A 25,861-nucleotide genomic window follows, 5' to 3' on the forward strand; every position below is an offset into this window, starting at 1 on the left:
GCCTTCAGCGCTGCGGCGCCGGGCCGAATCGGTTCTCGCCCGGCGTGCCCCGCAGGAAGCCGTTGACCACCAGCGCGATCAATTGCCCGACCACCGGCAACAGCAGCAGCAGGGCCAGCCAGCCCGAGAGATTGCGGTCGTGCCAGCGCTTGGCTGAAATGGCCAGCAGCGGCCACACGATCAGCAGGTTGGCGGTGGCCTCTGCCCGCTCGGGCGCCATGCCGGCAATCTCGAACAACGCCATCGCCACCAGGCTGAACACCGTCAGCCCCAGCACCCCGTGCAGCCAGAAGGATCGGCGAGTCAGCCGCCCGTTGAAGCCCAGATAGAGTTGTGCGAGGGTCGAGTCGCCGCTCAGCAGGTACGGCGAGGGGGCAAAGGCCAGCGCGAACATATGAAGCCAGTATTCCACGCCGGGCGCGGCGTTGCTTGAGCGAGGTCAGGCGCCGCCCCGCGTTCAGGCCCCCTCGGCCCACAGCTGTTGCATCGCCGCCTCGAACTGCGCCTGTCGTTGCGCGCTGCCACGTTGCTGGTGGCCCTGCACCACCCAGTGCCCGGCCACCATCACGTCGCGCCACGGCCGGCCGGGGCTGGAGAAGACCAGCGCATCCAGCACCCGCGACGGCGGGATGCCCGCCAGGCTCGCATCGCCGAGATCCACCACCAGCAGGTCGGCCCGCGCCCCCGGGTGAATGCCCCACACGACTTCGCCGCAGGCGCGGGCGCCACCGGTGAGGGCGCTTTCCCACAGGCGTTCGGCGGTGGCCGGGCGTCCCGCCTCGGGGGCAGCGGCGACATTGCGGCATTGGCGAACCAGCCGCTGGCCGTAGTCCAGCCAGCGCAGCTCTTCACGCCAGGCGCGGGTCACGTGGCTGTCGGAGCCGATCGCCAACGGCACGCCCGCCTTCAACCAGCCCGGGATGTCGGTCAGCCCGTCTCCCAGGTTGGCCTCGGTGGTCGGGCAGATGACGGCGGTGCTATGGTGGCGCGCCACCGCGTCGACTTCTTCTGGCGTGACGTGCGTGGCGTGGACGAGCTGCCAGCGGGCGTCCAACAGGCCCTGCGTGGCCAGCCACTGCACCGGCCGTGCGCCGGTTTCCGCCAGGCAATCGCGCACCTCGGCAGGCTGCTCGGCCACATGGATGTGGATCGGGCCGCCGAAGGCCTCGGTCAGCTGCCGAAGGCGCTGGATGGACGTCGGCGCCGCGGCCCGCAGCGAGTGGATGGCCACGCCCGCGTTCAACCTCGCGTGCGCCTGGGCCTGCACCGCCTGGCTGGCCGCCCACACGGCGTCGGCGTCGAGGTGAAAGCGGGCCTGATCGGGCCGCAGCTGCGGTTGGGTGAAGCCCGCACGTTCGTACAGCACCGGCAACACGGTGAGGCCGATGCCCACGTCAGAGGCGGCCTCGACCAGCGCCTGGATCATGGTGTGGCGCTCGGGGTAACGCGTGCCGTCGGGCTGGTGCTGCACATAGTGGAACTCGCAGACCTGGGTGTAGCCGCCGCGAAGCAGCTCGCCGTACAGCTGCGCGGCGATCGCGCGCAGCATGTCAGGAGTCACCGCACCGGCCACGCGGTACATGCGATCGCGCCAGCTCCAGAAATCATCGCCCTCGGCTTCGCGCCGTTCTGCCAGGCCGGCGAAGGCACGTTGGAACGCATGGCTGTGGGCGTTGACCAATCCGGGCAGCACCGGCCCGGCCAGCTTCACCGCGCCCTCGGGCGGGGGGGTGTCGGGCTGCACGTTCTGCCAACGTCCCTGGTGGTCGATTTCGAGCAGCACGGCGTCGCGCCAGCCACCGGGCAACCACGCGCGAGCGGCCCAGTACAGGCGGGAATGGGGGTCGGCCATGCTCATGCCTCCGGTGTCCAGTTCAAGGTGGTCTCCAGCAGCGCCTGCAGCACCGGCTGCAACTTGGCTGCCCGTGCCGGATCGATCAGGTAGGGCGGCGCTTCCTCCATGTAGGTGGACCAGCACATTTCCAGCTGCACTGCGTGCACGCGCTGAGCCGGCTGCCCGTAGTGGCGCGTGATGTGCCCGCCCTTGAAGCGGCCATCCACCACCTGGGTGAAGGTCGACTGCGACTGCAGCACCGTGGCCAGCCGCTGACGCAACACCGGGTCGCAGCTGCGGCCTTCGGCGGTGCCCAGGTTCAGATCGGGCAGCTTGCCCTCGAAGAGCCACGGCAGGCGGCTCTTGATGCTGTGGCCATCGAACAGCACCGCATGGCCGTGCTCATGCGACAGACGATCCAGCTCGGCCCGCAAGGCATCGTGGTACGGCTGCCAGTAGGTGGCGCGGCGCTCGTCGATCTGTGCGGCGCTGGGGGCGCAGCCGTCGCGGTACAGCGGATCACCGGTGAAAAAGCGTGTGGGGCACAACTCGGTGTTGTTGGCGCCGGCGTACATCGGCGTGTTCTCGGGCGGCCGGTTGAGGTCGATCACGAAGCGCGAGCAGCTCGGCACGATCAGGCTCGCGCCCAAGGCCTTGGCGAATGCGTACAGCTCGTCCAGATGCCAGTCGGTGTCTTCGACCTGCAGCGCCCGCTCGGCGTACAGCGGCTGCAGCGCCGGGGGGATGTGGCGACCCACATGCGGCAGGCTGACCAGCAGTGGCCGGTGACCCCGGTGCAGTGTGTAGATGGACGGATGGGTTGAAGCGTTCATGGCAGGGGGATTCAAGACGAGAAGCGTCGCCCACCGATCACGGTGCCGCGACAGGCCCGGTCACCGAAACGGTAGGCCAGTTCGTTGGGATGGCCCACCTCCCAAAGCGCGAAGTCGGCCCGGAAGCCGGCGCGCAGTTGCCCGTGACTCGCGCCCAGCCCCAGCGCCGTGGCGGCATGCCGGGTGGCGCCGGCCAGGGCCTCTTCGGGGGTGAGGCGGAACAGCGTGCAGGCCATGTTCAGCATCAGCGACAACGACAGGGTGGGCGAGGTGCCGGGGTTGTGATCGGTGGCGATCGCCATCGGCACGCCCGCGGCACGCAGTGCGGCGATCGGCGGCAGCTTGGTCTCGCGCAGGTAGTAGTAGGCACCGGGCAGCAGCATGGCGACGGTGCCGGCGGCCGCCATCGCGGCGATGCCGGCGTCGCTGAGGTATTCGAGGTGATCGGCGCTGAGGGCGTTGAATCGGGCGGCGAGTGCGGCGCCGCCCTGGTCGCTCAATTGCTCGGCATGCAGCTTGACGGGCAAGCCCAGCGCCTGCGCGGCGCGGAACACCCGCTCCATCTGCGCGGCGCTGAACCCGATGTTCTCGCAGAAACCATCGACCGCGTCGAGCAGGCCGTCGGCATGCCAGCGCGGCAGCCAGTCGCAGATGGCGTCGATGTAGGCGTCCGCGCGGCCATCGAACTCGGGCGGCAGGGCATGGGCGGCCAGGCCGGTGACACGCACCGTCAGGCCGAGCGTGTCGCCCACCCGCCGCGCCGCCCGCAGGCACCGTGCCTCATGCTCGAAGCTGAGGCCGTAGCCCGACTTGATCTCCATCGTGGTGACGCCATCGGCCACCAAGGTGCGGGCCCGGCCCAGAGCGCTGGCCACCAGCTCGTCTTCGGTGGCGGCCCGCGTGGCCGTGACGGTGGAGCGGATGCCGCCGCCTGCGCGCGCGATCTCCTCATACGTCGCGCCCTTGAGCCGCATCTCGAACTCGTTCGCCCGCAGCCCCCCGTAGACGAGGTGGGTGTGGGCGTCGATCAGGCCGGGGGTGACCAGCAGACCATGCAGGTCGGTGCTGCCCAAGAGATTTCGCTCATCAGCGGGCAGATGGGCCTGCAACGCCGCTTCCGCCTGTTCACTGGCCCCCACCCACACGATGCGATCGCCGTGGGTCAACAGGTCACCCTGTGGGCACCAGCCCCAGGCCGGGCTGCCGGGCTCGTCGGACATGGTGGCCAGCTTGGCGTGGCGCCACCAGTGCCAGCCAGTGGATGGGGTGGGCGTCGAGGGGGCGTGTGTCATGAGCGAAAGAGGTGGAGTCGAGGGGCTGCCGCTGGGGGTGCAGTCTCACATTCAATCGTGCGCCGTGAGGCTCATCCACCAGGCGGTGCAAGACGCGTTCTCCGAATCGAGCCGCCAGGTGGGGGTGGCCGTGCCGGCACCCCAGGCCAGGCTGCGCGCAGGCAAGGGCAGAGGCTCACCCCCGTCGGCGCGCAAGATGGCTGGCGACTCGGTGTACAGCCCCCACCACGCCGCCCGGGCAGGCACCGTGTCGCCAGGCTGGGCCATCCACATGCGGGCCCGGCCGGCGCGGGCCGCCGCCATCAGGTTGAGGTCGCGCGTCGGGCCTTGGATCAGCCTGCAACCGGGGGCAGCCTCGCCGTCGAAGGTGATCGGCGCCGAGCCGGGCCGAAGCACCCGTTCGACGTCGGAGAACGCCAGCACGACGCCTTCGCCTTCCAGCACCGTGAAGCAGCGTTCGATGCCTGGGAAGGGCGAGAACGGGCCGTCGCGTTCGATGTCGGCCACGCTGACGCGCACCGACCATTCACTGCCCGACCCGGCCGGCCACGTGAGCAGTTCGCGCGTGACACCGCCGCCGTTGCGCCACGGCTGGGGCACGGTGCGGGCGAGTTCGATCACATGGGGCATCATGGTGTGAAGTGGCCCTCCAGGCCGTAGCGTTGGCCCGGGTGGACGAGCCGGGCCAAGGTGATGGCGCTGTCCGTCGAGAAGGTGCGGCGAACGATGATCAGGCAGGGATCGGCCGGCGCGATGCCGAGCAGGCGTGCTTCGTCCTTCGTCGGCCGGCCGGCCTCGATCGAGTACTGGGCTCGCCACAAGGCGGTGACCTCGAACAGATAGTGCGTAGGCGTGGTGCGGGTGAAGTCTTGCGCCAGGTAGTCGGGGGCACAGGCCGGGTTCACGTAGCGGTCTTCGCATTGCAAAGGAACGCCGTTTTCCAGGTGCACGATCAAGGTGTGGAACACCGGTGAGCCGGGCGGCAGGCCGAGCTGACCAGCGAGCCCATCGGTGGCTGGAACCGTCTCTTGCGCGATCACCCGGGCCTCGTGAAGATGGCCCCGCTCGGCGATTTCTTCGTGCAGGTCGCGCAGCGTCAACGTGGACGAGACCTTGTGCAACTGCGCGGCAAACGTGCCCACGCCTTGCACCCTTTCGATCAGCCCCTCGGCCTGCAACTCGCGCAGTGCCCGGTTCACCGTCATCCGGCTCACGCCGAACTGCGACACCAGCTCAGCCTCGGAGGGCATCAGCACACCCGGCGGCCAATCGCCCGCGGCCAGCCGGCCCTTGAGGTACTGCTTGACTTGGGCGTAGGGGGCCATGCGCGGCGATGGCGGCTTGGTGGAAACCATGGACCGGATGCTACTTGCCTAAACTTGTCTAGACAAGTAGGATGCGACCCCAATGCGGCCAGGCGCCAGGCTTTGGCGCCGCCGCGGCCACCAGTGCACCACTGTCCACCCTCGCTGTCTGCCCAGGAGCCTTGCTATGACCGACCTGTCCCAGCCCACCCGTCGTGCCACCTCTTCGGCTCAGGCCCGCCCGGTGAAGGCGCCCACCGGCAGCACGCTGCACTGCCGCAACTGGCTGATCGAGGCCGCCTACCGCATGATCCAGAACAACCTGGATCCGGCGGTGGCTGAAAACCCGGATGCGCTGGTGGTCTACGGCGGCATCGGCAAGGCGGCCCGCGATTGGGACAGTTTCGAGGCCATCCTCGACAGCCTGAAGAAGCTGGGCGAAGACGAGACGCTGCTGGTCCAGAGCGGCAAGCCGGTGGGCGTATTCCGCACGCATGCGGATGCGCCGCGCGTGCTGCTGGCCAACTCGAACCTGGTGCCCAAGTGGGCCACCTGGGAGCACTTCCACGAGCTCGACCGCAAGGGCCTGATGATGTACGGCCAGATGACGGCCGGCTCGTGGATCTACATCGGCAGCCAGGGCATCGTGCAGGGCACCTACGAGACCTTCGTCGAGGCCGGCCGCCAGCACTTCGGCGGCTCACTCAAGGGCAAGTGGATCCTGACCGCCGGCCTGGGCGGCATGGGCGGTGCGCAGCCGCTGGCCGCCACCTTTGCCGGCGCCTGCTCGCTGAACATCGAATGCCAGCAATCGCGCATCGATTTCCGCCTGCGCTCGCGATACCTCGACGAGCAGGCCACCGACCTGGACGATGCGCTGGCCCGCATCCAACGCTACACCGCCGAAGGCAAGGCGATCTCGATCGGCCTGCTCGGCAATGCGGCCGAGGTGCTGCCCGAGCTGGTCAAGCGGGCCCAGGCCGGCGGCGCGAAGCCCGATCTGGTCACCGACCAGACCTCGGCGCACGATCTGGTCAACGGCTACCTGCCGGTGGGCTGGAGCGTCGAGCAGTGGCGTGCCGCACAGGCCGATGCCTCGCAGCATGCCGCGCTGCGCGACGCGGCGGCCCGCGGCTGCGCCGTGCATGTGCAGGCCATGCTCGCCTTCCAGCAGATGGGCATCCCCACGGTGGACTATGGCAACAACATCCGCCAGGTCGCCCTGGACCAGGGCGTGAAGAACGCGTTCGACTTCCCGGGTTTTGTGCCGGCCTATATCCGCCCGCTGTTCTGCCAGGGCAAGGGGCCGTTCCGCTGGGTGGCGCTGTCGGGTGATCCGGAAGACATCCGCAAGACCGACGCCAAGATGAAGGAGCTGTTCCCCGAGGACAAGCACCTGCATCGCTGGCTCGACATGGCCGGTGAGCGCATCGCCTTCCAAGGGCTGCCGGCGCGCATCTGCTGGATCGGCCTGGGCGAGCGCCATCGTGCGGGCCTGGCCTTCAACGAGATGGTGAAGAACGGTGAGCTGAAGGCACCGATCGTGATCGGCCGAGACCACCTCGACTCCGGCTCAGTGGCCTCACCGAACCGCGAGACCGAAGCCATGAAGGACGGCAGCGATGCGGTGAGCGACTGGCCGCTGCTCAATGCGCTGCTCAACACGGCCGGCGGCGCCACCTGGGTCAGCCTGCACCATGGTGGTGGGGTGGGCATGGGCTACTCGCAGCACTCGGGCGTGGTCATCGTCTGCGACGGCACCGATGCCGCGGCCAAACGCATTGAGCGCGTGCTGTGGAACGACCCCGGCACCGGCGTGATGCGCCACGCCGATGCGGGCTACGAAGACGCCATCGCCTGTGCCAAGGCCCAGGGCCTGAACCTGCCGATGATCCGCTGATCGCGACCGATGCTCCGTGTCGTCACCGCTGCAGCGCGGCCGACGCCGGGTGTCGTCACAACGGCAGCTTGATGAAGCGCGGGCGGTAGATGTCCTTGCCGCCGGCGCTGAAGTTCTCCCAGAAGTCGAACGTGTTCACGTGGTAGCTGATCAGCAACTCGCCAGGGGCCGAAAGGTGCGGATGCGCCTTCGCGCCGTACACGAAGGTGTCCGGCGTCAGGTTGTCTTCAGGGCACAGCCAGACCGGAATCGGCTTGCCGAAGGGGCCGACCGGCGAGGCGCCATAGCGCACCACCACCGTGCCGCTGAGCGTGTCCAGCTGGTGCACGACGAGGAAGCGGCCATCGGCCAGCGGCGTGACGCTGATTTCGGCCCCCATACGGTTGGCCACCGGCGCGCTGTCGTTGATGTCGCTGACCCAGGCCGTGCCGTTCCAGAAGCGGTAGCTGCCAGGCTTGGTCATCTGATCAGGTTTCACGCGGGCGACCAGCAACTTCTTGTTGAAGTCGTCCGAGCGCACGCCGTAGACGTAGAGAAATCCGTCCGGGTTCGGTGCGCCGGCCTGCACGGTCAGCGGCATCGTTGCAATGCCGAAGGCGATCTCGCCGAGTTGGCCGTTGCGCGGTGCGAACAACGGCAGCTTCAGTCGGTTGTAGCTGCCCAGGAACGGCGCGTCGTCGCTGGCCGGGGCGGTCAGCAGATCGACCCCCACTTGCTTGAAATTGAAGTCGCCCCCGTCGCCGGTGGCCATGCGCGCGGCGAACATCCGCACCTTGCCTTTCCACACCAGCGCGTCGCCCGGCCAGTACCACTGGCCGGCTTGCGTCGGCACCACCATCGAGATGGCCTTGCCGGCCGCGTCGCGGCGCACGTTGAACTGCAGCGCCGAAGGGGTGGGCGTGGCGCCGCTCAGCATCGCGCTGGTGTTGTTGACCATCACCGTGCCGCCGATGCGGCTGCCGTCGGGGTGGGTGCCGCCAACGAAGCTGTCCGAGAAGAGGATCAGCGTCTTCGTGGCGCCACCGCTGCCGAAGCGCTCGTCGCCATTCATGGGGATGGTGTAGACGCCGTCGGCACCGCTCCAGCCATCGTTCACGCCGTACGGCGCGTCGAACAGGGCGGTCCATTCCGGCGCGGCCACCGCGCTGTAGGGCGTCACGTCGGCTGCCCACCCGAGGCTCGTGGCGCTGAGCAGCGCCAGGGTCGATAAAAACGTTTTCATCCAGCCATCCTAAATCCGAGGAACCGCCGATCATGTCCATGCTCACCCTGACTCCTGGCCAGCTGACGCTGGAGCAGCTGCAAGCCATCCACGCTGGCGGCGTGAAGATCGCCCTGGCCGAATCCTCGAAGGCGGCAATCGCCGCCAGCGCGGCCATCGTGCAGGCCGCGGCGGCTGGCGACGCGCCGGTCTACGGTGTGAACACCGGCTTCGGCAAGCTGGCCAATCAGCGCATCAGCGCGGCCGATCTGGCCTTGCTGCAGCTGAACCTGATTCGCTCGCATTCGGTGGGTGTGGGCGAACCGCTGTCGCCCCCGGTGTTGCGGTTGATGCTGGCGCTGAAGGCAGCGAGCCTGGCCCGCGGTGCTTCGGGTGTGCGCCAGGTGGTGGTGGACACGTTGATCGCGGTGTTCAACGCCGGCCTCGTGCCTTATGTGCCCAGCCAGGGCTCGGTGGGGGCTTCGGGCGACCTTGCGCCGCTGTCGCACATGACGCTGGCGCTGCTGGGTGAAGGCGAGATGCTGGTCGATGGCCAGCGCATGCCCGCCGGGCCGGTGCTGGCCGAGCACGGCATCGCGCCGCTGACGCTCGAGGCCAAGGAAGGCCTGGCGCTGATCAATGGCACGCAGACCAGCGCATCGCTCGCCTTGCACGGCTTCCTCAGTTTCGAGCCGGTGCTCGAATCGGCGCTGGTGGTGGGCGCGCTGACGGTCGATGCCGCCCGCGGCAGCGATGGCCCGTTCGACCCGCGCATCCACGCGCTGCGCGGCCAGCCCGGCCAGATCGACGTGGCGCAGTACTACCGCGCGCTGCTCAAGGGCAGCGCGATCCGCGCGTCGCACGAAGAAGGCGACGACCGGGTGCAAGACCCGTACTGTCTGCGCTGCCAGCCGCAGGTCGTCGGCGCGTGCCTGGACCAGTTGCGCCACTCGTCGCTGGTGCTGGTGCGTGAAGCCAACGCCGTGACAGACAACCCGCTGGTCTTCGCTGACGACGGGATGATGATCAGCGGTGGCAACTTCCACGCCGAGCCGGTGGCGCTGGCCGCCGACGCGATGGCGGTGGCCATCGCGGAGGTTGGCGCCATCGCCGAGCGCCGCATCGCGATGCTGATCGACACCGGCGTTTCGCGCCTGCCGCCGTTCCTGACCAGCAATGCCGGCCTGAACAGCGGCTTCATGATCGCCCACGTGACGGCCGCCGCGCTGGCCAGCGAGAACAAGAGCCTGGCCCACCCGGCCAGCGTCGACAGCCTGCCGACATCGGCCAACCAGGAGGACCACGTCTCCATGGCCACCTTCGCGGCGCGCCGCTTGCAGCCGATGATTCGCAACGTGGCGCACATCATCGGCATCGAGCTGCTCGCGGCCGCCCAAGGCATTGAGTTCCTGCGCCCGCTCAAGAGCTCGGCCGCGCTGGAAGAAGCGCATGCGCTGCTGCGGGCAAAGTGCCCGTCGATCGAGGTCGATCGCTACCTCGCGCCCGACATCGAAGCTGCGACCGCGTTGGTCACCGACGGTGCCCTGTCGGCCGTGTTCCGCGCACTGCCCGGCCCGCTGCCCACGCTGTGGGTGCCGGTGTGAGCTGAGCGCGGCCGAGGGCTGGAGGGCGCCCGGCCCTCCCTGCCGGGCCCCTTCGCTGGACAAGCCCACTTCTCTCAACCTCTCAAGGGGGCCTGCCGAGGTACGGGTCAAACTGATACGCATCCCTCTTGCCGTGCGTGCTTCAACCCAACGGGCAAGCACGGCATGAGGCTCGCCCCTTCGACCTTCGGTTGACCATCACCGTACGGGCACCCCACCTTCGCGGTCAGCGACGGGGCGAGCTGCGGGCCGCCAGAAGGCGCAATTGATCGACCCTGGCCTGCCATCAGCTGTCAGTGACCGGGCTCGGCCGAGGGGCAAGTCAAGACTGGGGCGGTCGTTGGTTGGCGGCGGCCAGAATGTCAGCGGGGTTGATCACCTGTCATTCGTCGACCGGCTCCGTGAGCGGCCGCTGCACCTGGGCCCCCGGTCGCTCGGACGTGGTTGCAGCGGGTGGCGAGCGAGCGACCTTATCTGCTGGCTGTGGCCGGCGGCGCCCGACCCTTCGAAGACATTTGAGTCCTGCTAGCCGGCGCCCAAATGCAGCCTTAGGCGGCACTATGCAGCGCTACGCGTTACAGATCTTCGACGATCCGAGCCGTGAGGACGACATCCTTGGCGTTTGACCACGCCCAAGCCGTCAGTTGTAACTTTTCCGGATCGGATGGGTCCAGCACGATCCGGCCGAGAACCTCACAGAACTCCGGTGTACCGGGCTTAGTCAACTCACTACGCAGCTAGGCCGTCACCCTGTGCAGGACCTCGTTCACCTTGCGCAGCAGCTGCGGCTTTGTCAGGTCCTTCGTACCCGGTCGATAGCTGTCGCGCCCGGCAATCGTCAGTTCGTGCGCGAGGACCGCGAGAAACAACTTCCTGTCGTCGCTTCCTAGCGAAGCGAACCATTGTCCCTCGATGTTGGGCAGATCGACGTCCATAGCCGATTCTCGCGCTCCCGGGATCAACGTCGTACCGTCGCGATTCTCTCGCGACCGGCCGCTTGTGGCCGCAAGCTTCGGCAACTACGCCTTGCACGCCCAGCTATGCACGTCCTGCCCGTTCTTCCGTAGGAGCGCCGATCGAAGGCGATCCGACTCGCGGAGCCGCTTGAAAAGCGCCTGGTAAGCAAGCTCCAGCTGTTCCCAGTCGTCAAATTCAGTCGAAGTGCCGCCGTCAGCATCACACCAGAGATGTCCCTTTGCTTGTCCGGCATATGGCCTGTCATTCCACGACCCAATCAGTGGCGCACGCCAGTCCACGCCTTCGCTTGAGCCAAGCACCTGAACCTTGTGCTCGTCCGGAATGAAGGCGTGGAGTTCGCGCGAGGCGTCCTCGACGTAGAGGCGGCCGCATTGCGGGCACTGATAGGACAGACGCACGAGTGACGAGTCAATCCTCCCCTTTGACTCCGACGCATCGACGAAGTCTTCCCAATCCCGGTCGGCGACAACATACGCCTTGTAAGACAGGAAGTCAGTCTGGTCGACGATGACAGCGCCGCAGTGACACGCGATCTTCATTCTTGGATGCCGAATAGTTCAGGTTCGACTAGACAGCCAACCGGATGCCCGCCTCTCACGAGCTACCGCTCCTGTCCGACTGCTGTCACCACCTTCCCGAGGCGGGTGGCTTGAGTCGGGTCTTCAGGAACTCGAAATACTTTGGATCTTCTTGGCTGAAGATCTCTTGCCCTGCACCCATGTAGGCTCGTGCAAGTTCGTCCGCAGCTCGATCTACGTTCCCGATCTCGAATTGGCATTGGCCCAGCCGGAGATGAAGGAATGGGCTACCGATCGCGCCTGCGCAGTGCATCGCGTCGCTGAGTACTTCCTTGCCCTGCACATAGCTCTTCGCCTGGAAGTAGACGTCACCCAAACCAGCAAGGATGCCCGCTGTCGCCAAGTACGCTTCCTTCGGCTCCGGAACGAGTGAGAGGGCCTCGGAGAAGTTCTTGAACGCGTCTTGCAGCTCGCCCATCCCAATGAGCACATCGCCTTCATCGCAGATCTCCTTGACCTGCGCCGCCAAACTGCTCTCCAACTCCATGGCTACGCCCCTCGCGTTCTGGATCTCGGAAGTTCCCGCGCGGCTGGTGAGCCAGCTTGCGATCCCATCAGGCAAGAGCCAGTCTATCGTGAGAGTCCGCTCCTGTTTAGGGTTGTCGGACACCTGCCCGCGTGTGCAGCGAGCTGTCGATCTGCACCGGTCGGAGGGCAGGTGTCGGACAAGCCTCGGGGGAGGAAACCGCGGCGCACGCCACGGTGGTCAGTGAACGCGCGATTGCTATGGCGATAGCGGACGCGCCGCTTGTGTCGGAGTCGGCAATCGCGGCGTCCGCTGTGAGGCCGACGGCCGGCAATGCCGACAGCGAGCCACGCTGCGGCGGCGGTTCTGGCGAAGCCTGCACCGAAGACGCGCGTCGCGCGTGGGTCGGCGCGAGGCGGCCCGGCCACCGTCGGACGGTGGACGTCTGTGTTTGCTCGCGTTGGTCATACGGCAAACCTGTGGGGCGGTGCCCGGATAGCAGGGTCGGGCTCAAGCAGCCGCACGATCAGCATCGGCTTGCCACAGTGCCGGCACACGAACGTGGGCGGCGCTGCGGCCTGCTCGGTGTTGGCCTGCGCTTCATCGCAGCCGGCGCTCGTGGTGCTGGCGTGCGGCACGAGCAGGCTGCGAATCGTCGCGAGGTTGTGGCGCCGGTTGCCATTGGCCAGTAGCCCGTAGTGCCGGATGCGGTGGAAGCCGCTGGGCAGCACGTGCAGCAGGAAGCGGCGCATGAACTCGTCGGGGGCGAGCGTCATGGCCTTGTGGCGAGTGCGTCCCTTGGCTCGGTAGTCCTTCCAGCGGAAGGTCACGCCACGCTCGTCCAGCGCGAGCAGGCGGCTGTTGGAGATCGCCACGCGATGGGTGTAGCGCGACAGGTAGGCCAGCACGGCCTCGGGTCCGGCGAACGGTCGCTTGGCATAGACCACCCACTCGCATTTGCGCATCGGTGCCAGCCATCGCTTGAACACCTGCGCATCTGCCAAGCCCTCGTGCTCACCGAAGAACCGCAGCTTGCCCGCCAGATGCAGCTGCTTCAGCTCTTCGAGGAAGCGGCGCCGGAACAGTCGTGACAGCACCCGCACGGGCAGGAAGAACCCGGGCCGGCACGCGACCCAACGCCCACCGTCCGCGGACAACCCACCGCCGGGCACGATGCCGTGCACATGCGGATGATGGGTCAACGCCGAGCCCCAGGTGTGCAGTACCAGTGTCGCGCCGATGCGCGCTCCGAGATGCTTGGGGTCAGTAGCGATGGTCTGCAACACCTCGGCGGCGACGTCGAACAGCAGCCCGTAGATCGCGACCTTGTTCGTGTACGCGATGTCGGCGAGAGGTGCCGGCAGCGTGAAGACCACGTGGTAGTACTCCACCGGCAGCAAGTCGGCCTGCCGTGCGTCGAGCCAGCGTTGGGCCGCTGCACTCTGGCATTTCGGGCAGTGGCGGTTGCGGCAGGAGTTGTACGAGACCTGGTCGGCTCGGCAGCCTTCGCAGCGCAGCACATGGCCTCCCAGCGCCGCCGTGCGGCACTGGGTGATGGCCGACATCACCTTCAGCTGCGCCAGGCTCAGGTGGCCGTGCTGGGCTTCGCGCCAGGCCGGGCCGTGTGCGCGGAAGATGTCGGCGACCTCGAGGGCGGGCCGCCCCACGGCGCCTACCTCACGACGAGGGCGGCACCTGCTCCAGCGGACCGAGCACCTCGCGCAGCAGGTCGGTGGCCACGTGGGCGTAGATCGATGTGGTCTCGAGCTTCTTATGGCCCAGCAGGACCTGGATCACGCGGATATCGACCTTACGCTCCAGCAGGTGGGTGGCGAAGGAATGGCGCAGCGTGTGCGTGGTCACGCGCTTCGCAATGCCCGCGGCCGCGGCGGCGTCATGCACAGCGCGGTTGAGCTGTCGTGCGCTCAGCGGTTCCATCACGTCCAGCCCCGGGAAGAGCCAGCCGCCGGGCAGGATCTTGCCCTGCGCATGGCCGATGCGCCACCAGGCGCGCAGCCGCTGCAGTACCACCGGGCTGAGCATGGCGTAGCGATCCTTAGCGCCCTTGCCCTGCTCGACGCGCAGCGCCATGCGCTCGCTGTCGACATCGCCGACCTTGAGCCGGCAGACTTCGCTGGCGCGCAGACCCGCACCATAGGCCACCGACAACGCCGCCTGGTGCTTGATGTTGCGCGCCGCGGCGATCAGCGCCGCAGCCTCTTGCATGCTCAGCACGACGGGCACGGTGCGGGGTAGCTTCACCGGCTGCATCCTGGCCATCAACTCGGCGCGGCCCAGTGTGATGTCGAAGAAGAACCTCAGCCCGGTCAGCGTCGCGTTGAGCGTGATGGGCGAGGTGCCGGTGTCGACCAGGTGCAATTGGAAGTTACGCAGATCCTCGACCGTGGCGGTGTCAGGCGAACGCTTGAGGTACTCGGTCAACTTGCGAACGGCGCGGATGTAGCCTTCCTGCGTCCTGGGCTCCAGCTTGCGCATGCGCATGTCTTCGATCATGCGTTGCCGCAGCGGCGAGACCTTGCGGGTTGTCGTGTCCATGGTTGCTGCTCCGTTGAAGAACGAGGCGAATTGCCTCGCCCGTCAACTTCGCAGAACCCGCAGCACAACGAGTCGCCGCGACATCTCGGGACCGCCTACCGCGAGAGCGGTTTAGTCCACTGGTCATTATGGATAGCTATTCATAACGGCCAGGAGCTGCAGTTCGCAACCGGCGACTCTCCGGACTTGACAGTGTTGACGTCCGACGCATTGACCTATTGCGACGCTAGTTGTTCGTCGACGTCGCGACGACTGGATCGAGGTCCGTGCGAATAGGACTTATCTAGGCATCAACAGGTAACCGCTGAAGTCGACCGAGACGCTGCTGGGCCGGCGGACCGGATTTCAGGCTTCGCCTACTTCGCCACTCGAATCTCATCTGCCATGAATGCGTATTGCCGCGCGTTGATGGCCTTGATGGCCGGCAGCGTGGCGGCAATGCGTTGCACAAGCTGGCATTCTTCCTGACCACTCTTGGGCTTGCTGCTGATGACACGCATCAACTCCTGCACGTAGGGCTGCTTCTCGCGCTCGAAGGCCATGAACTTGGGTGAGGCCATAACTTGCATCCAGACCTGGCCTTGCTTCTCCTTGCTCCAGGACTGCGCTGTCGCGCGCGCCTGAGCCACGCGGTCCACCTCTGCCTGGCGCTGCTTTTCGTCAGCTCGCATGTCGGCGAAGGTGGCTTCGATCTGGCGCTTCACGTCCTTGGCGCCGGTGGCCGAGCTGCAGGCTACATCCGACGGCTGCGTTGACGACGCTGGCGTTTGCGGGGGCCGAGGCAGCGGCGAAGGAGTCCGGTTGTCGCAGACCTCGCGGAACTGCGCGGCACGCTGATCGTTCACATTCGCCATCGCCGTCAACACCGATCCCATCTGCTCATGCCGCTCGACCAGCTCGTTGTTCTTGCCGATCTTGGCATTGAGTGCCTGCATGGCGGCACTGTCGCGGCGATCAATCGTCGCCGTCTCCTTGTCAAGTTCCGCGCGCAAAGCCTTGATTTCGGCCTCCAGCGCCTGGATCTCGTCCACCTTCGCGTTGTAGGTGTGAACACCTTGGTTGACCTCGATGAGCTGAGCCTTGCATTGCTCTCTTTCGACTGCCGTGAGCGGGCCTTTGGCCGGTACGGCATCGGCGCATTGCGCATGCGGCGATAGCGTCAGCAGGACCGCGCCAATCGCCGACAGCCTGAATCCCTTCATCTTTCTCATCCTTGCCCCACTTGTACAACGCGGTGAGTGTCGCATCCCTATGGCGCGCGCAGGATGCACATTGGGTCACGCAAACCTTGCCAAATTCGGGTGCGAGCCGCACGTGCAATGTGGAGGTGAAGTTCTCGAACTATCAGGCCGCTCCGGACTCCAGCAGGTGCCCGTGCTGAAGGCCGAAGGCCAACTTTGCGGTAACCAGTCCAGGACGACGCACGACTCTTCAGGGTCGAGTTGAGCCGGCCGGCCTGTCAGTGACCGGTCGTTCGCCCCCCAGCCCAACAACTTGGCGACCCAGGTGGCCGCTGTCCATCGCTTCGCTGACATTGACTGCGTCGCCGGCGGGCTGGCTGATCGGCGGCTTGCTGTCGGTCAGCGTAAGGTCGCCCCACCAGAGCCACCGACTCCAACCGCTGCATAGCCGACGTCCACCGCATCGGGCCCTACGTCGGCAGCGTGGCGGCCGCGGTCGTCCAGACAGGCGTGCTGGCGGCTCGCCACTCACCCCATCGCTGACCGCGAAGATGCGGTCGCAGTGCGGTGAGGTCAACCAAGGTCGAAGGAGCGAGCCTCATGCCGTACTTGCCCGTTGGGCTGAGGCATGCACGGCGAGGAGGATGCGTATCAGTTTGACCCGTATCTCGGCACGCCCCGCTCAACCTTTGTCGGTTCGCGGCGCTTACATCTCGTGCCGTGGGGTGTCGTGAACGACCGTAGGCTCCTTCCTACATGACTTCGCTCCTGGGGCCGATTCCGCACTGGTTGGCGGGCCGGCACATTGAGGGCGTCTTGAAGGAGCTTTCACCATGTTCAAACGAGTCACCCTGATCGCCGCCTGCGCGGCTGCCCTCGTCACCAGCCTGAGCGCCTGCGTGGTGGCGCCTGCCCATCCGCGCTATGTGCACGATGCCGATCGCGATGGTGTGCCGAACCGCTACGACCGTGACCGCGACAACGACGGTGTGCGCAACCGAAACGACAACCGACCGTACAACCCGTACCAGCGCTGATCGGTCCGGCCCTTCTCAGGCTGGCGCTTCTCAGACTCGGGTCGACAGCGTCCTGTAGACCTGGGCCAGAAGCGCGCGGCCGATCGGGTGATGTGGCAGCCAGTCGGCGTGCGCGGGATCGCGCAGCACCATGGCCAGCATCCCGCAGCGTTCGTCATAGGCGCGCTGCAGCAGCTCGGCCGCGCGATCGACTTCCCCTAGGGCCGCCAGCGGTGCCGCATAGAGCGTGGCCTCGCCGGTGGTGGTGCGTGAGCAGATCAACGTGGCATCGATGATGTCCAGCGCGGCCTCGCGTCGCCCCAGACGGGCCAACACGAACGACAGCACCGTCCACACAAAAGGCGGCGTGTCGGCCCCTTCAGACAGGCGCCAGGCCGGCGCCTCGATGTCGTCGCTGGGGGCCACCATCGCGCGGATGGCCAGTTTGAAGGCCACCATCAACAGCTGCCCTGGGTTCTCCGCCGACGCAGCGTCTGCCTCGGCGAGCCCATCCGCGCCACGGCCCGCCTGGATCAACGCCCGCGACAAGGTCATTCGCAGCAAGGGCGTGTGAGGCGACAGCCGCAGCGCGGTGCGCAACTGTTCCACCGCCTCGTCGGCCTGGCCGGTGAAGAGCAGGTGGCGGGCGTACACCAGCAGCGAGTCGGCATCCTGCGGCCCATGTTGCATCGCCTGCGCATGGGCCTGCGCCGCCTCATCGAAGCGCCAGGCCATGTCGAGCAGGGTGCCGCGCGCGCCGGCCAGCCCGGGCGTGGACGGATCCAGGCGCTGTGCCTGGTCCAGCACCTGCAGCCCTTCCTCCACCGACGGGTCGGTGGGCACTTGCCCCCAACCGATGGCGGCAGCTAGGGCCTCGGCCAGCGCCACCCCGGCGGGGGTGTAGCCCGGCTCGCGCTCAATCAAGGTGCGCAGCAGTTCAATGGCGCGACCCACGGCTGCCGGCGTTCGCTGGGCCGCCAGCTGCCGTGCATGTAAATAGGCTTCCAGCGTGGCGGGCGAGGCCTGCGTGGCCATCACCAGGCGGGAAGGTGGTGGCGTGGTGCTCGCGCCACCATCGAGCCGATAGCCTGTTCCGTAGACCGAATCGATCGTCAGCCCCAGCGGTGCGAGCGCGCGCCGCAAGCGGCTGATGCTGCGCGCCAGGCTTTCGTCGGACATGGCCCGGCCCGCCCAGGCTGCGCTGGCGAACTCTTCTTTGCTCACCACGGCGGGGCGCCGTTGCAGCAACAGGGCGAGCACCGCGCGCTCTTTGGGTGCAAGGTCGAGGGGGCGTCCGTCGGCGCTGGGAAAGCCGGCGGCGTCGAGCGTCAGCGCGGCGGTAGGCATGGGCGGTCCATCGGCAAGTGTTGATCAGGATTCGGTCAAGCTTGCCACAGCCACGCGCCCTAGCATCACGCACTTCTCTGAGGAGCACACGACATGAACCTTCGCACCCCCCTGCTGGCCACGCTGGTGGCCACCGCTGGCCTGGCCGCCGGCCCCGCCGTGGCCGCCGACACCACGGGCTGGACCAAGACCGTGCCGATCGTCGACACCCCGGGCCCGGGTGGGATCTTCGGTGTCAATGGTTTCGATGTGTTTGCCGATCAATCGGTCGCGGCCCGCTTCACCGTGCCGGCCAACGGCGACATGCGTCTGGCGCGCATCGGCCTTTGGTTGATGAACAACAGCGAAACGCTGCAAAAGAAAGTTCGCCTGACGCTGGAGACCGACGCGCTGGACGAAGGCGGCAGCGCCAGCATGCCCAGCGGCGTCGAGCTGGAGCGCTGGACGGCACCGGTGGCCACCCTGGGCTGGAACCCGGTCGAGCAGTTTTTCGAGACCAAGAAGGGCCCGCATCTGGTGGCTGGCCGGTCGTACTGGGTGGTGGCTGCGTCCATGTCGCCGATGTTCGTCGACCCGGTGTGGACGTTTGCCAAGCGGGGCTCGATGATCACCACCACCACCTTCAATGGCGGCTGGCAGCCGGCCGGCACCGAGGGTTCGGCGTTGACGCTGCGCGTGGACGCGCACCCTGTCAAGACCACGCCGTGAGGCTTTGACGAAGTCGCCCGCGGCGATACCGTTCGCCGCGTGGCGCGCTACTGCACGGGATCACCCGTCACGGGCCGGCTGCGCCGGCTCGCATAATCGCCGCCACCTCTGCCAAGAGGAAATGAGAGGGTGGCGAGATGAAATGGTTCTTCGGCCTGCTAGGCGCCGTGGTCGGCGGGCTGCTAGGCGATTTTGCGGGGGTCCTGGTGGGCCTCATGCTGGGTGTGGGGGGGGCGGCGCTGATCCAGTCGAGCGCGCGCCGCGACAAAGAAGACGAGCCGGACGAGGCCAGCAGCGACAAGGCGCGGCCCTCCGGGCCCCGGCCGGTGCGCTTGACGCTGGACCAACGACTCGCTGCCCTTGAGCAGCAGGTGCGCCAACTGCAGAGCGAGGTGGCCCGCCTGAGGGCCTCTGCCGCCGAATCGGCCGCCGCACTCGCGGCTGCCCGTGTCGCCCCCGGCGCGGCGCGCTCGCCAGGCGCGGATGCACCCGTGCCATCGGCCGCGTTGACCCGCCGCGAAGAGGCGCCCGATGTGGCATCGGTGCCACTGCGGGTGCCGCCGGCCCCGATGGTTCCGGCCATTCCCGAGGCCGTGACGGCGGCGCCCATCGCGGCCGAGCTTCGCCCGGCCGACGCGCTTTTGGATGAAGCCCTGGCCCGCGTGACCGCCGAGGCTACGCCGGCGGCCGCGGCGATCCCCAACGACACCGCCACCCCGATGCGGGCCGTGCCGGACGAGGCGGAAACCCCGTCCCCATCGATGGCCGCCCCGGCCGAGGTCGACATCGCGATCGATGTGCTGGCTGCTTCCGCGGCCGAGCCGGCGGTCGCCGCGAAGGCGCCGGCCACCCCGCCCGCACCACCCCCGCCGCCCGCGGTGCCGCTGCGCGACCGCCTGCCGCCCGTGGTGCGTGACTGGATCTTCGGTGGCAACACCATCGTCAAGGTCGGCGTGCTGGTGCTGTTCCTCGGCCTGGCGTTCCTGCTGCGCTATGCCGCCGAACGCATCACCGTGCCGCCCGAGTTGCGCTACGCGGGCGTCGCGCTGCTGGGCGTGGGCCTGCTGGGCCTGGGCTGGCGCCTGCGTGACCGGCGCGATGCCGCCGGTGGCACGGGATATGGGCTGATCCTGCAGGGCGCGGGCATCGGCGTGCTGTACCTCACCACCCTGGCTTCGCTGAAGCTCAACGGCCTGATCCCGCCGGAAGCGGCCTTCGTCTTCCTCTTCGCGGTGACGGTGCTCAGCGCCGTGCTGGCGGTGGTGCAGAACGCGCCATGGCTGGCCTACGTGGCCGTGGCCGAAGGCTTTGCCGCGCCGGTGCTCGTTTCCAGCGGCGGCGGCCACCATCACGTGCTGTTCAGCTACATGCTGGTGCTGGACATCGGCGTGTTCCTGGTGGCCTGGTTCAAGGCCTGGCGACCCTTGAACCTCGTGGCATTCGTCGGCACCTTCACGCTCGCCAGTGGCTGGGCGCAGGGGCGCTACGAGCCCACGCTGTACACCGGCGTGCAGGTCTACCTGATCCTGTTCTTCCTGCTTTTCACCGGCATCGGGCTGCTGTTCGCACGCAGAGCGCTGGCGGCCAGCGATCTGCCCGACGGCGCCGACCCGCTCGCGCGCCGTGCGATGCAGGCGCTGGCTCAGGTGGGCCGGGTCGACAGCGCCCTGGTGTTTGGCGTGCCCCTGGTGGCATTCGGCCTGCAGTACCTGCTGGTCCAGGACTGGGCCTACGGCCCGGCGTGGGCCGCGCTCGGCTTCTCGATGTTCTACCTGTTGCTGGGTGGTTTGACGATGAAGCGTGGCGGCCCGCGCTACGCGCTGCTCGGCGAGGCCTATGTGATCGTCAGCGTCATCTTCGGAACGCTCGCCATCCCGCTGGCCCTCGAAGGCGTGTGGACGGGGGCCACCTGGGCCATCGAGGCGGCAGGCATGTACTGGTTGGGCGTTCGCCAGCACCGGCCCTACGCGCGGGCCTTCGCCTTGCTGGTGCTCTTCGGCGCAGCCGTCCGCACCTTCAGCTCCTTGGGCGTCGATGAATCGCCGGGCACACCGTGGCTGACGGGTTCGGTGCTCGGCATGGCATTGCTCGCAACAGGCGCGTTGGCCATGCACGCCGTCAGCCTGCGTCGGCGCGCGGCCGAGCCGTCCGTCGCCGAGGCGGGGCAGCCGGCTGCAGCCATGGCGGCTTGGGAGACCCTCGGCGAGGCCGTGCAGTGGGCGATTGGCGTGGCCGCGTTGACCACCATCGCGTGGATGCTGCTCGTGCCGACCTGGGCCTCGGTGGTCACCTCGGGCCTCGCCTTGGGGCTGGCCTTGTGGCCTGAACGCTGGCGCAGTGCCGCCCAACCGTGGTCGGTGGTTTGCTTGCAGGCCGTGGCCTTGTGTGGCTTCCTGGCCACCTTGCAGGTGCTGCATGGCCAGGCGATGCTGGGCAATGGTGGGTCTGGCTTGGTGGCCGCGGTGTTGATCGCCGCCAGCTTGATGGCCTGCGCGTGGCTGGCGTTGCCGGCCAGCCTGCGCGCCCGTTGGCGTGAGCTGCAGGACGACACCGCAGCCAGCGCCGAAGTCGCCCGTTGGCCGCTGGGCGTGACCATTGGCTGGCTGGTGGGGGTGGCCGCGCTGGGGGGCAGTCTGCTGTTCGTGATGCCGGCCGACCAGGCCGCGCGCGTGTGGCCGGCGGTGGGCCTGGCATGTCTGTGGCTGGGGTTGCGGTTGCGGCACGACCCGTTGGTGATCACGGGCTGGGGTTGGCAGGTCGTGTCCGGGGTCTGCGCGCTGGTCTATGGTGAGCCGCTGTGGTCCAGCACGGTGGCCGGCATGACGCTGTGGACGCCATGGCTGCTGACGCTGGCGGGCCTGATCGCGGGCGACATGCTGCGGCGCGAAGCGGGCCGGCAGTTCACCCGGAACTGGCTCAAGAGCCCGGTGGCCCAATGGGGCTTGGTGGTGTGGGTGTTGTGGTGGTGGTCGCAGGTGCTGCCGCCCGAGGTCTGGCGCGGTCTGTCGCAACGCGGCGGCGACGCGATCGATTGGTGGATGCCGTTGCTGCTGGCGTGGGTCACGCTCAGCTCGGCCTTGCTGACGGCGCTGGCGCGCTGGCGTCAATGGCAGGTGGTCGGCCAAAGCACCTGCATCACCGTGCCGGGCTGGATTCTGCTGGCCTGGACCAGTCTCGCCGTCTCAGGCGATGCCCCGCATGCCCATGCCGGCTGGCTGATCTGGCCGATGAGCCTGGTGTGGCACCTGGTGCTGTTGCGCCAGCAGGCCCGTTGGGTGCCTGAGCGGCTGCAGTCGCCGCTGCATGTGCTCGGCTTCTGGCTGTTCGCCATCGTGGCGGCCCGCGAAGGGCAATGGGCTTTGGCACAGGTGGGGGCACCCGAGTCGGCCTGGCCGGCCTTGGGCTGGGTGGCGATGCCAGCGGCCGTGCTGGCGCTGCTCACGCGGCCGGCCCTGCTGCGCCGTTGGCCTCTGAGCGCCTTCCGCGACGCGTACCTGCTGGCGGGCGCGGCGCCGGTGGCGGCCTACCTGCTGCTGTGGGTGTGGTTCAGCAACCTGCTGTCGGGTGAGGCAGCGCCTTTGCCGTACATCCCGCTGCTGAATCCGCTGGAGCTGGGCCATGGCCTGGTGCTGTTGTCGCTGTTGCTGTGGTTCCGTGCCCTGCCTGATTCGGCACAGCGCTGGCTGCCGCGCGATCTGCGCGTGCTGGCCCTGGGCGCCACCGCCTTTGTGCTCTACACCGGCTTGTTGCTGCGCACCTGCCATCACTGGGCGGCGGTGCCGTGGGATGGGGGCTCGCTGTTCGCCTCCACCCTGACGCAGGCCACCTTGTCGGTCGCCTGGGCCCTGCTGGGTGTGGCGCTGATGGTGCTGGGCCACAAGCGCGTGCGACGCGCGGTGTGGGTGGCGGGTGCGGCATTGCTGGCGGTGGTGGTGCTGAAGCTGTTCTTCATCGAACTGGCCGACCATGGCGGGCTCTACCGCATCGTTTCCTTCATCGTCGTCGGCTTGCTGCTGCTGGTGGTGGGCTACTTTGCCCCGGTGCCGCCGCGACGCGAAGAAGCCGCCGAGGCTGCCGCAGCCACCAACGAGGCCGCGGCATGAGATGCGCCTGGATGATGTGGATGGCGCTGGCGGCGGTGTCGGCCAGCGCGGGTGAGGCGCCGCTGAAGCTGCAGGGCGAGGGCGCCTACTACACCCTGCGATTGCCGCTCGGCGTGCGTGCCCAGGCCAAATCGGCAGACCTGTCGGACCTGCGGGTGCTCAACGGCGCCGGCGATGCGGTGCCCTATGCGTGGGTCGATGATGAGGCTGCGACGGTGGCCACGCCCAACCGCCAGTCGGTGCCGCTGTTCAAGGCACCGGCCGCGGCTGGTGTTGCGTCCCAGCCGGCGCCGGCTCTGCAGGGCGGCTGGATCGTCGACCTGCGCGCCGTCAAGGGCCTGGTGCAGGAGCTGCAGCTCGACATCACGCCCGAGGCCCACGGCATCTACCCGTTCATGCTGGAGGCCAGCGACGACCTGCAGCGCTGGCGCATGCTGCAGCCCGAAGCACAACTGGTCGCGCTGCAGCACCAGGGCTTGCGTCTGGAGCGCAGCAGCTTCGAGCTGGCCGGCACCGACGGCGGCGTGTCGCGCGCGGGCTACCTGCGCTTGCGGCCGATACCCGGTGCCGAGCCGCTGCCGCTGAAGGGCGCCCACATCGTCAGCCTGGCGCACCGCACCGATCTGCCGGACTGGCAATGGAGCGAATCGCTGTCGCCGGCTGAATGCACCGAGACGCACTGCGACTATGTGCTGCCACGCCACCTGCCGCTGCAGCGTGTGGAGTTCGAGCTGGCCCAGTCCAACACGCTGGCCCAGGTGCAGCTGCTGGTGCAAGCCGATGACGAGCCGCACCCGGAGGCCCCACGCGCGCACGGCCACCGGGTGCGGGATCACCTGCGTGGCCTTCGCCACAAAGAGGCCCCGGTCGCGCCACGCCAGGATGAATCGTTCTGGCCTCTCGCCAGCGGCACGGTGTATGCGCTGAACCTGCAAGGCAGCGCGGTGCGCTCGACGGTGATGACCGTGTCAGGGGGCCTGTATCGCAAGCTGCGGGTGCAGCCCACGGGGGGCATGGCGCAGTTGGGGGCGGTGGCGCCCAGGCTGCGTGTCGCCGGGCGTGCCGCGAACCTCGTCTTCCTGGCGCGGGGGCCAGGGCCTTATCGCTTGGCGTGGGCGCAGACCTCACCACCGGTGGCCATGTCGCTCGACCAATTGATGCCCGGGCGTCGCGCGGACGACCCCCTGCCGCAGACCACGGCAGAGCTGGCGCCCGCCACGGTGGCGTCGACCGCGTCGCCGACGCCGCCCGCACCGAGCACGGCCTCGGCGCCCACCGCCGACACCGCGGGCTCGAACCACAAGCTCTGGCTGTGGGCGGCCATGGCGGGGGCCCTGCTGCTGATGGGTTTCATGGCGTGGACCTTGCTGAAACCCGGTGCGGCACCGAGGGGTGATCCGCCCACGGGTTGATGCTCTGCCAGTAGCCCCAGTTGGCCCAGTTGGCGCGGCGCAAATCCAATGACGGCCCCCTGGCCTTTGGGCCAGGGCAGGCGGCGCCGCTTCAGTGGGCGATGAGCAGGTCGGCCGCGGTTTCGAGTTGGCCGACCTCGATGCCGTTCCAGTTCTTCAGCGGCACGCGCACCAGGTCCCCCAGCGCGGCGGCATCTGCATCGTCGCGCTGCACCAGGGCCCCGATCACGCGGGCCATCACCACCTCGGCGGCGCGTGCGGTGTTGCCGTCATCCACCTTGATCGCCACACCCAGCCCCCGCTCGGGCAGCGCGGCACAGTAGACACCTTCGGCACCGACCTTGCAGAACACCCGCTCGCCGAAATGCTGCATCACCCGTGTGTCGAAGCGGCCGGTGCCGGCCACCATGAAGGGCTCCTTCGCCACCGCGCGGCGCAGCCGCCGGGCGGCCTCGGCGTGGCCCGGAGACAACCCCAGGCCCGTGGCCAGGCGCGCGAACCCATGGGCCAGGTGGCGCAGCGGGATGCCGAAAGTGGGGATGGAGCAGCCATCCACGCCCTGCGGCGCGTGGGCCAGGTCATAACCTGTGGCGGCCTGCAGCGCGGCGGTGACTTCTCGCATCACCGGGTGGGTGGCGCTCACGTAGCCGCGCACGAAGGCCTCGGGCTCGCTGCCGGCCTCACGTGCCATCAGGCAGCCCAGGCACACGAAGCCTGAGTGCTTGCCGGAGCAGTTGTTGTGCAGGGCATTGGGCTCTGCGGCCTCGCGAGCGAGAAGGCGGCTGCTGGCCTCGTGAGAGGGCCAGTGGGTGCCGCACTCGAGGACGCGGGCATCCAACCCCACCTTCGCGAGCACGCCGGCGGCGGTGGCCACATGCCCCGGCTCGCCGCCGTGCGACGCGCACGCGAGGGCGAGGGCAGCGTCGTCCAGGCCGAAATGCTCGGCCGCGCCGCTGGCCACCAAGGGCAGGGCCTGAAGCGCCTTCACCGCCGAGCGCGGGTAGACCGGCCGGTCGATGTCGCCCAGCACGGTGTGGACATTGCCGTCGGCGTCCACGATGGCAATGGCCCCGCGGTGAAACGACTCCACGGCGGTGCCGCGCCGCAACTGCACGAGCACCGGGTTCATCGCGCCCTCTCGCGACACTCGGTGCGCGGTGTCAACGCTGCGCGCCCGGTTGGGTGGCCGAGTGCTTGACCGCTTTGTGGGCCTTGCGATGCGCGGCCTTGGCCTTCTTCACCTGCTTGGCCGATTTGCTGGCGTGGCCGGCCTTGCTGGCCTTGGCGTGGGCCTTGGCCTTCGTGTGGTGCACCTTGGAGGCCGCGGCGCGCGGGGCGGCCGGGGCAGGGGCCGCTGTGGGCGCGGGCATGGCCGCTGGCGAAGGAACAGCCGGGGCGGCCGGCGCCGCGGGCAGGGCCGGAGCGGTCTGGGCGCCGACGCCCGCGGACAGGCTCACCAGGGCCAGGCTGAGCGCAGTGACGGTGAGGCGGCGGGCGGTGCGGATCGGGGACATGGGGCTTCTCCTGTCGATGAGGTGCAGTCGATGG

At 68.3% G+C, this 25,861-nt stretch carries 22 protein-coding genes; 6 read left to right on the plus strand and 16 right to left on the minus strand.

Features of this window, described 5'->3' with window-relative positions:
* Nucleotides 1-4: 4 nt before the first annotated feature.
* The 6 genes from AACH06_RS05135 to hutC form a co-directional block, all read right to left on the minus strand.
* Nucleotides 5-394, minus strand: a complete 390-nt coding sequence (locus AACH06_RS05135) for a DUF805 domain-containing protein (protein WP_341424549.1) — start codon at nucleotides 392-394, stop codon at nucleotides 5-7.
* A 63-nt stretch (nucleotides 395-457) separates the two neighbouring features.
* Nucleotides 458-1,852 carry a formimidoylglutamate deiminase gene (locus AACH06_RS05140; RefSeq protein WP_341424550.1) on the minus strand — a complete coding sequence of 465 codons (1,395 nt, stop codon included), beginning with the start codon at nucleotides 1,850-1,852 and terminating at the stop codon, nucleotides 458-460.
* 2 nt (nucleotides 1,853-1,854) lie between these two features.
* A complete protein-coding gene (gene hutG / locus AACH06_RS05145) occupies nucleotides 1,855-2,667 on the minus strand; it encodes an N-formylglutamate deformylase (protein ID WP_341424551.1) in 813 nt (270 codons plus the stop codon).
* Nucleotides 2,668-2,678: 11 nt separating this feature from the next.
* A complete protein-coding gene (hutI, locus tag AACH06_RS05150) occupies nucleotides 2,679-3,959 on the minus strand; it encodes an imidazolonepropionase (protein ID WP_341424552.1) in 1,281 nt (426 codons plus the stop codon).
* Between the two features lie 51 nt (nucleotides 3,960-4,010).
* Entirely contained in the window at nucleotides 4,011-4,592 is a 582-nt protein-coding gene (locus AACH06_RS05155) for a HutD/Ves family protein (RefSeq protein WP_341424553.1), read from the minus strand.
* Nucleotides 4,589-5,314 (minus strand): histidine utilization repressor, encoded by a 726-nt coding sequence (gene hutC / locus AACH06_RS05160; RefSeq protein WP_341424554.1) that lies wholly within the window; start codon nucleotides 5,312-5,314, stop codon nucleotides 4,589-4,591. Before hutC ends, AACH06_RS05155 begins: the two co-directional genes overlap by 4 nt.
* Before the next feature lie 136 nt (nucleotides 5,315-5,450).
* On the opposite strand from hutC, the gene hutU reads away from it, so the two are divergent.
* On the plus strand, nucleotides 5,451-7,163 hold the full coding sequence (gene hutU, locus AACH06_RS05165) for a urocanate hydratase (protein ID WP_341424555.1): 1,713 nt from the start codon (nucleotides 5,451-5,453) through the stop codon (nucleotides 7,161-7,163).
* A gap of 55 nt (nucleotides 7,164-7,218) precedes the next feature.
* Here hutU and AACH06_RS05170 read toward each other — a convergent pair whose 3' ends face one another.
* Nucleotides 7,219-8,385, minus strand: coding sequence for a DUF4185 domain-containing protein (locus tag AACH06_RS05170; RefSeq protein WP_341424557.1), 1,167 nt, complete (start codon nucleotides 8,383-8,385; stop codon nucleotides 7,219-7,221).
* Between the two features lie 32 nt (nucleotides 8,386-8,417).
* Between AACH06_RS05170 and hutH the strand changes: the two genes are divergently transcribed.
* Entirely contained in the window at nucleotides 8,418-9,968 is a 1,551-nt protein-coding gene (gene hutH, locus AACH06_RS05175) for a histidine ammonia-lyase (RefSeq protein ID WP_341424558.1), read from the plus strand.
* A gap of 737 nt (nucleotides 9,969-10,705) precedes the next feature.
* Here the strand turns inward: hutH and AACH06_RS05180 are convergent.
* The 6 genes from AACH06_RS05180 to AACH06_RS05205 form a co-directional block, all read right to left on the minus strand.
* Complete coding sequence (locus AACH06_RS05180; protein ID WP_341424559.1) at nucleotides 10,706-10,903, minus strand: hypothetical protein; 198 nt, start codon at nucleotides 10,901-10,903, stop codon at nucleotides 10,706-10,708.
* 84 nt (nucleotides 10,904-10,987) lie between these two features.
* Nucleotides 10,988-11,485 (minus strand): hypothetical protein, encoded by a 498-nt coding sequence (locus AACH06_RS05185; protein ID WP_341424560.1) that lies wholly within the window; start codon nucleotides 11,483-11,485, stop codon nucleotides 10,988-10,990.
* An 85-nt stretch (nucleotides 11,486-11,570) separates the two neighbouring features.
* Entirely contained in the window at nucleotides 11,571-12,134 is a 564-nt protein-coding gene (locus tag AACH06_RS05190; protein WP_341424561.1) for a tetratricopeptide repeat protein, read from the minus strand.
* 320 nt (nucleotides 12,135-12,454) lie between these two features.
* The gene (locus tag AACH06_RS05195; protein ID WP_341424562.1) at nucleotides 12,455-13,657 is read right to left on the minus strand and encodes an IS91 family transposase; all 1,203 of its coding nucleotides are present in this window, start codon (nucleotides 13,655-13,657) and stop codon (nucleotides 12,455-12,457) included.
* 10 nt (nucleotides 13,658-13,667) lie between these two features.
* Nucleotides 13,668-14,546 (minus strand): tyrosine-type recombinase/integrase, encoded by an 879-nt coding sequence (locus AACH06_RS05200; RefSeq protein WP_341424563.1) that lies wholly within the window; start codon nucleotides 14,544-14,546, stop codon nucleotides 13,668-13,670.
* A 356-nt stretch (nucleotides 14,547-14,902) separates the two neighbouring features.
* Complete coding sequence (locus AACH06_RS05205) at nucleotides 14,903-15,748, minus strand: hypothetical protein (protein WP_341424564.1); 846 nt, start codon at nucleotides 15,746-15,748, stop codon at nucleotides 14,903-14,905.
* 812 nt (nucleotides 15,749-16,560) lie between these two features.
* Between AACH06_RS05205 and AACH06_RS05210 the strand changes: the two genes are divergently transcribed.
* Nucleotides 16,561-16,764 (plus strand): thrombospondin type 3 repeat-containing protein, encoded by a 204-nt coding sequence (locus AACH06_RS05210; protein ID WP_341424565.1) that lies wholly within the window; start codon nucleotides 16,561-16,563, stop codon nucleotides 16,762-16,764.
* A 30-nt stretch (nucleotides 16,765-16,794) separates the two neighbouring features.
* Here the strand turns inward: AACH06_RS05210 and AACH06_RS05215 are convergent, their stop codons facing one another.
* A complete protein-coding gene (locus AACH06_RS05215) occupies nucleotides 16,795-18,090 on the minus strand; it encodes a winged helix-turn-helix domain-containing protein (RefSeq protein WP_341424566.1) in 1,296 nt (431 codons plus the stop codon).
* 93 nt (nucleotides 18,091-18,183) lie between these two features.
* On the opposite strand from AACH06_RS05215, the gene AACH06_RS05220 reads away from it, so the two are divergent.
* The 3 genes from AACH06_RS05220 (at nucleotide 18,184) to AACH06_RS05230 (ending at nucleotide 24,313) form a co-directional block, all read left to right on the plus strand.
* Complete coding sequence (locus AACH06_RS05220) at nucleotides 18,184-18,798, plus strand: hypothetical protein (protein WP_341424567.1); 615 nt, start codon at nucleotides 18,184-18,186, stop codon at nucleotides 18,796-18,798.
* A 137-nt stretch (nucleotides 18,799-18,935) separates the two neighbouring features.
* On the plus strand, nucleotides 18,936-22,901 hold the full coding sequence (locus tag AACH06_RS05225; RefSeq protein ID WP_341424568.1) for a DUF2339 domain-containing protein: 3,966 nt from the start codon (nucleotides 18,936-18,938) through the stop codon (nucleotides 22,899-22,901).
* On the plus strand, nucleotides 22,898-24,313 hold the full coding sequence (locus AACH06_RS05230; protein WP_341424569.1) for a DUF3999 family protein: 1,416 nt from the start codon (nucleotides 22,898-22,900) through the stop codon (nucleotides 24,311-24,313). The genes AACH06_RS05225 and AACH06_RS05230 overlap by 4 nt, the downstream gene beginning before the upstream one ends.
* 91 nt (nucleotides 24,314-24,404) lie before the next feature.
* On the opposite strand, the gene AACH06_RS05235 is transcribed toward AACH06_RS05230, so the two are convergent.
* Nucleotides 24,405-25,442, minus strand: coding sequence for an asparaginase (locus AACH06_RS05235; RefSeq protein WP_341424570.1), 1,038 nt, complete (start codon nucleotides 25,440-25,442; stop codon nucleotides 24,405-24,407).
* A 31-nt stretch (nucleotides 25,443-25,473) separates the two neighbouring features.
* Nucleotides 25,474-25,827 (minus strand): hypothetical protein, encoded by a 354-nt coding sequence (locus tag AACH06_RS05240; protein WP_341424571.1) that lies wholly within the window; start codon nucleotides 25,825-25,827, stop codon nucleotides 25,474-25,476.
* Between the last annotated feature and the right edge of the window lie 34 nt (nucleotides 25,828-25,861).

It is taken from the genome of Ideonella lacteola (assembly GCF_038066555.1).
Lineage (GTDB): Bacteria > Pseudomonadota > Gammaproteobacteria > Burkholderiales > Burkholderiaceae_C > Ideonella > Ideonella lacteola.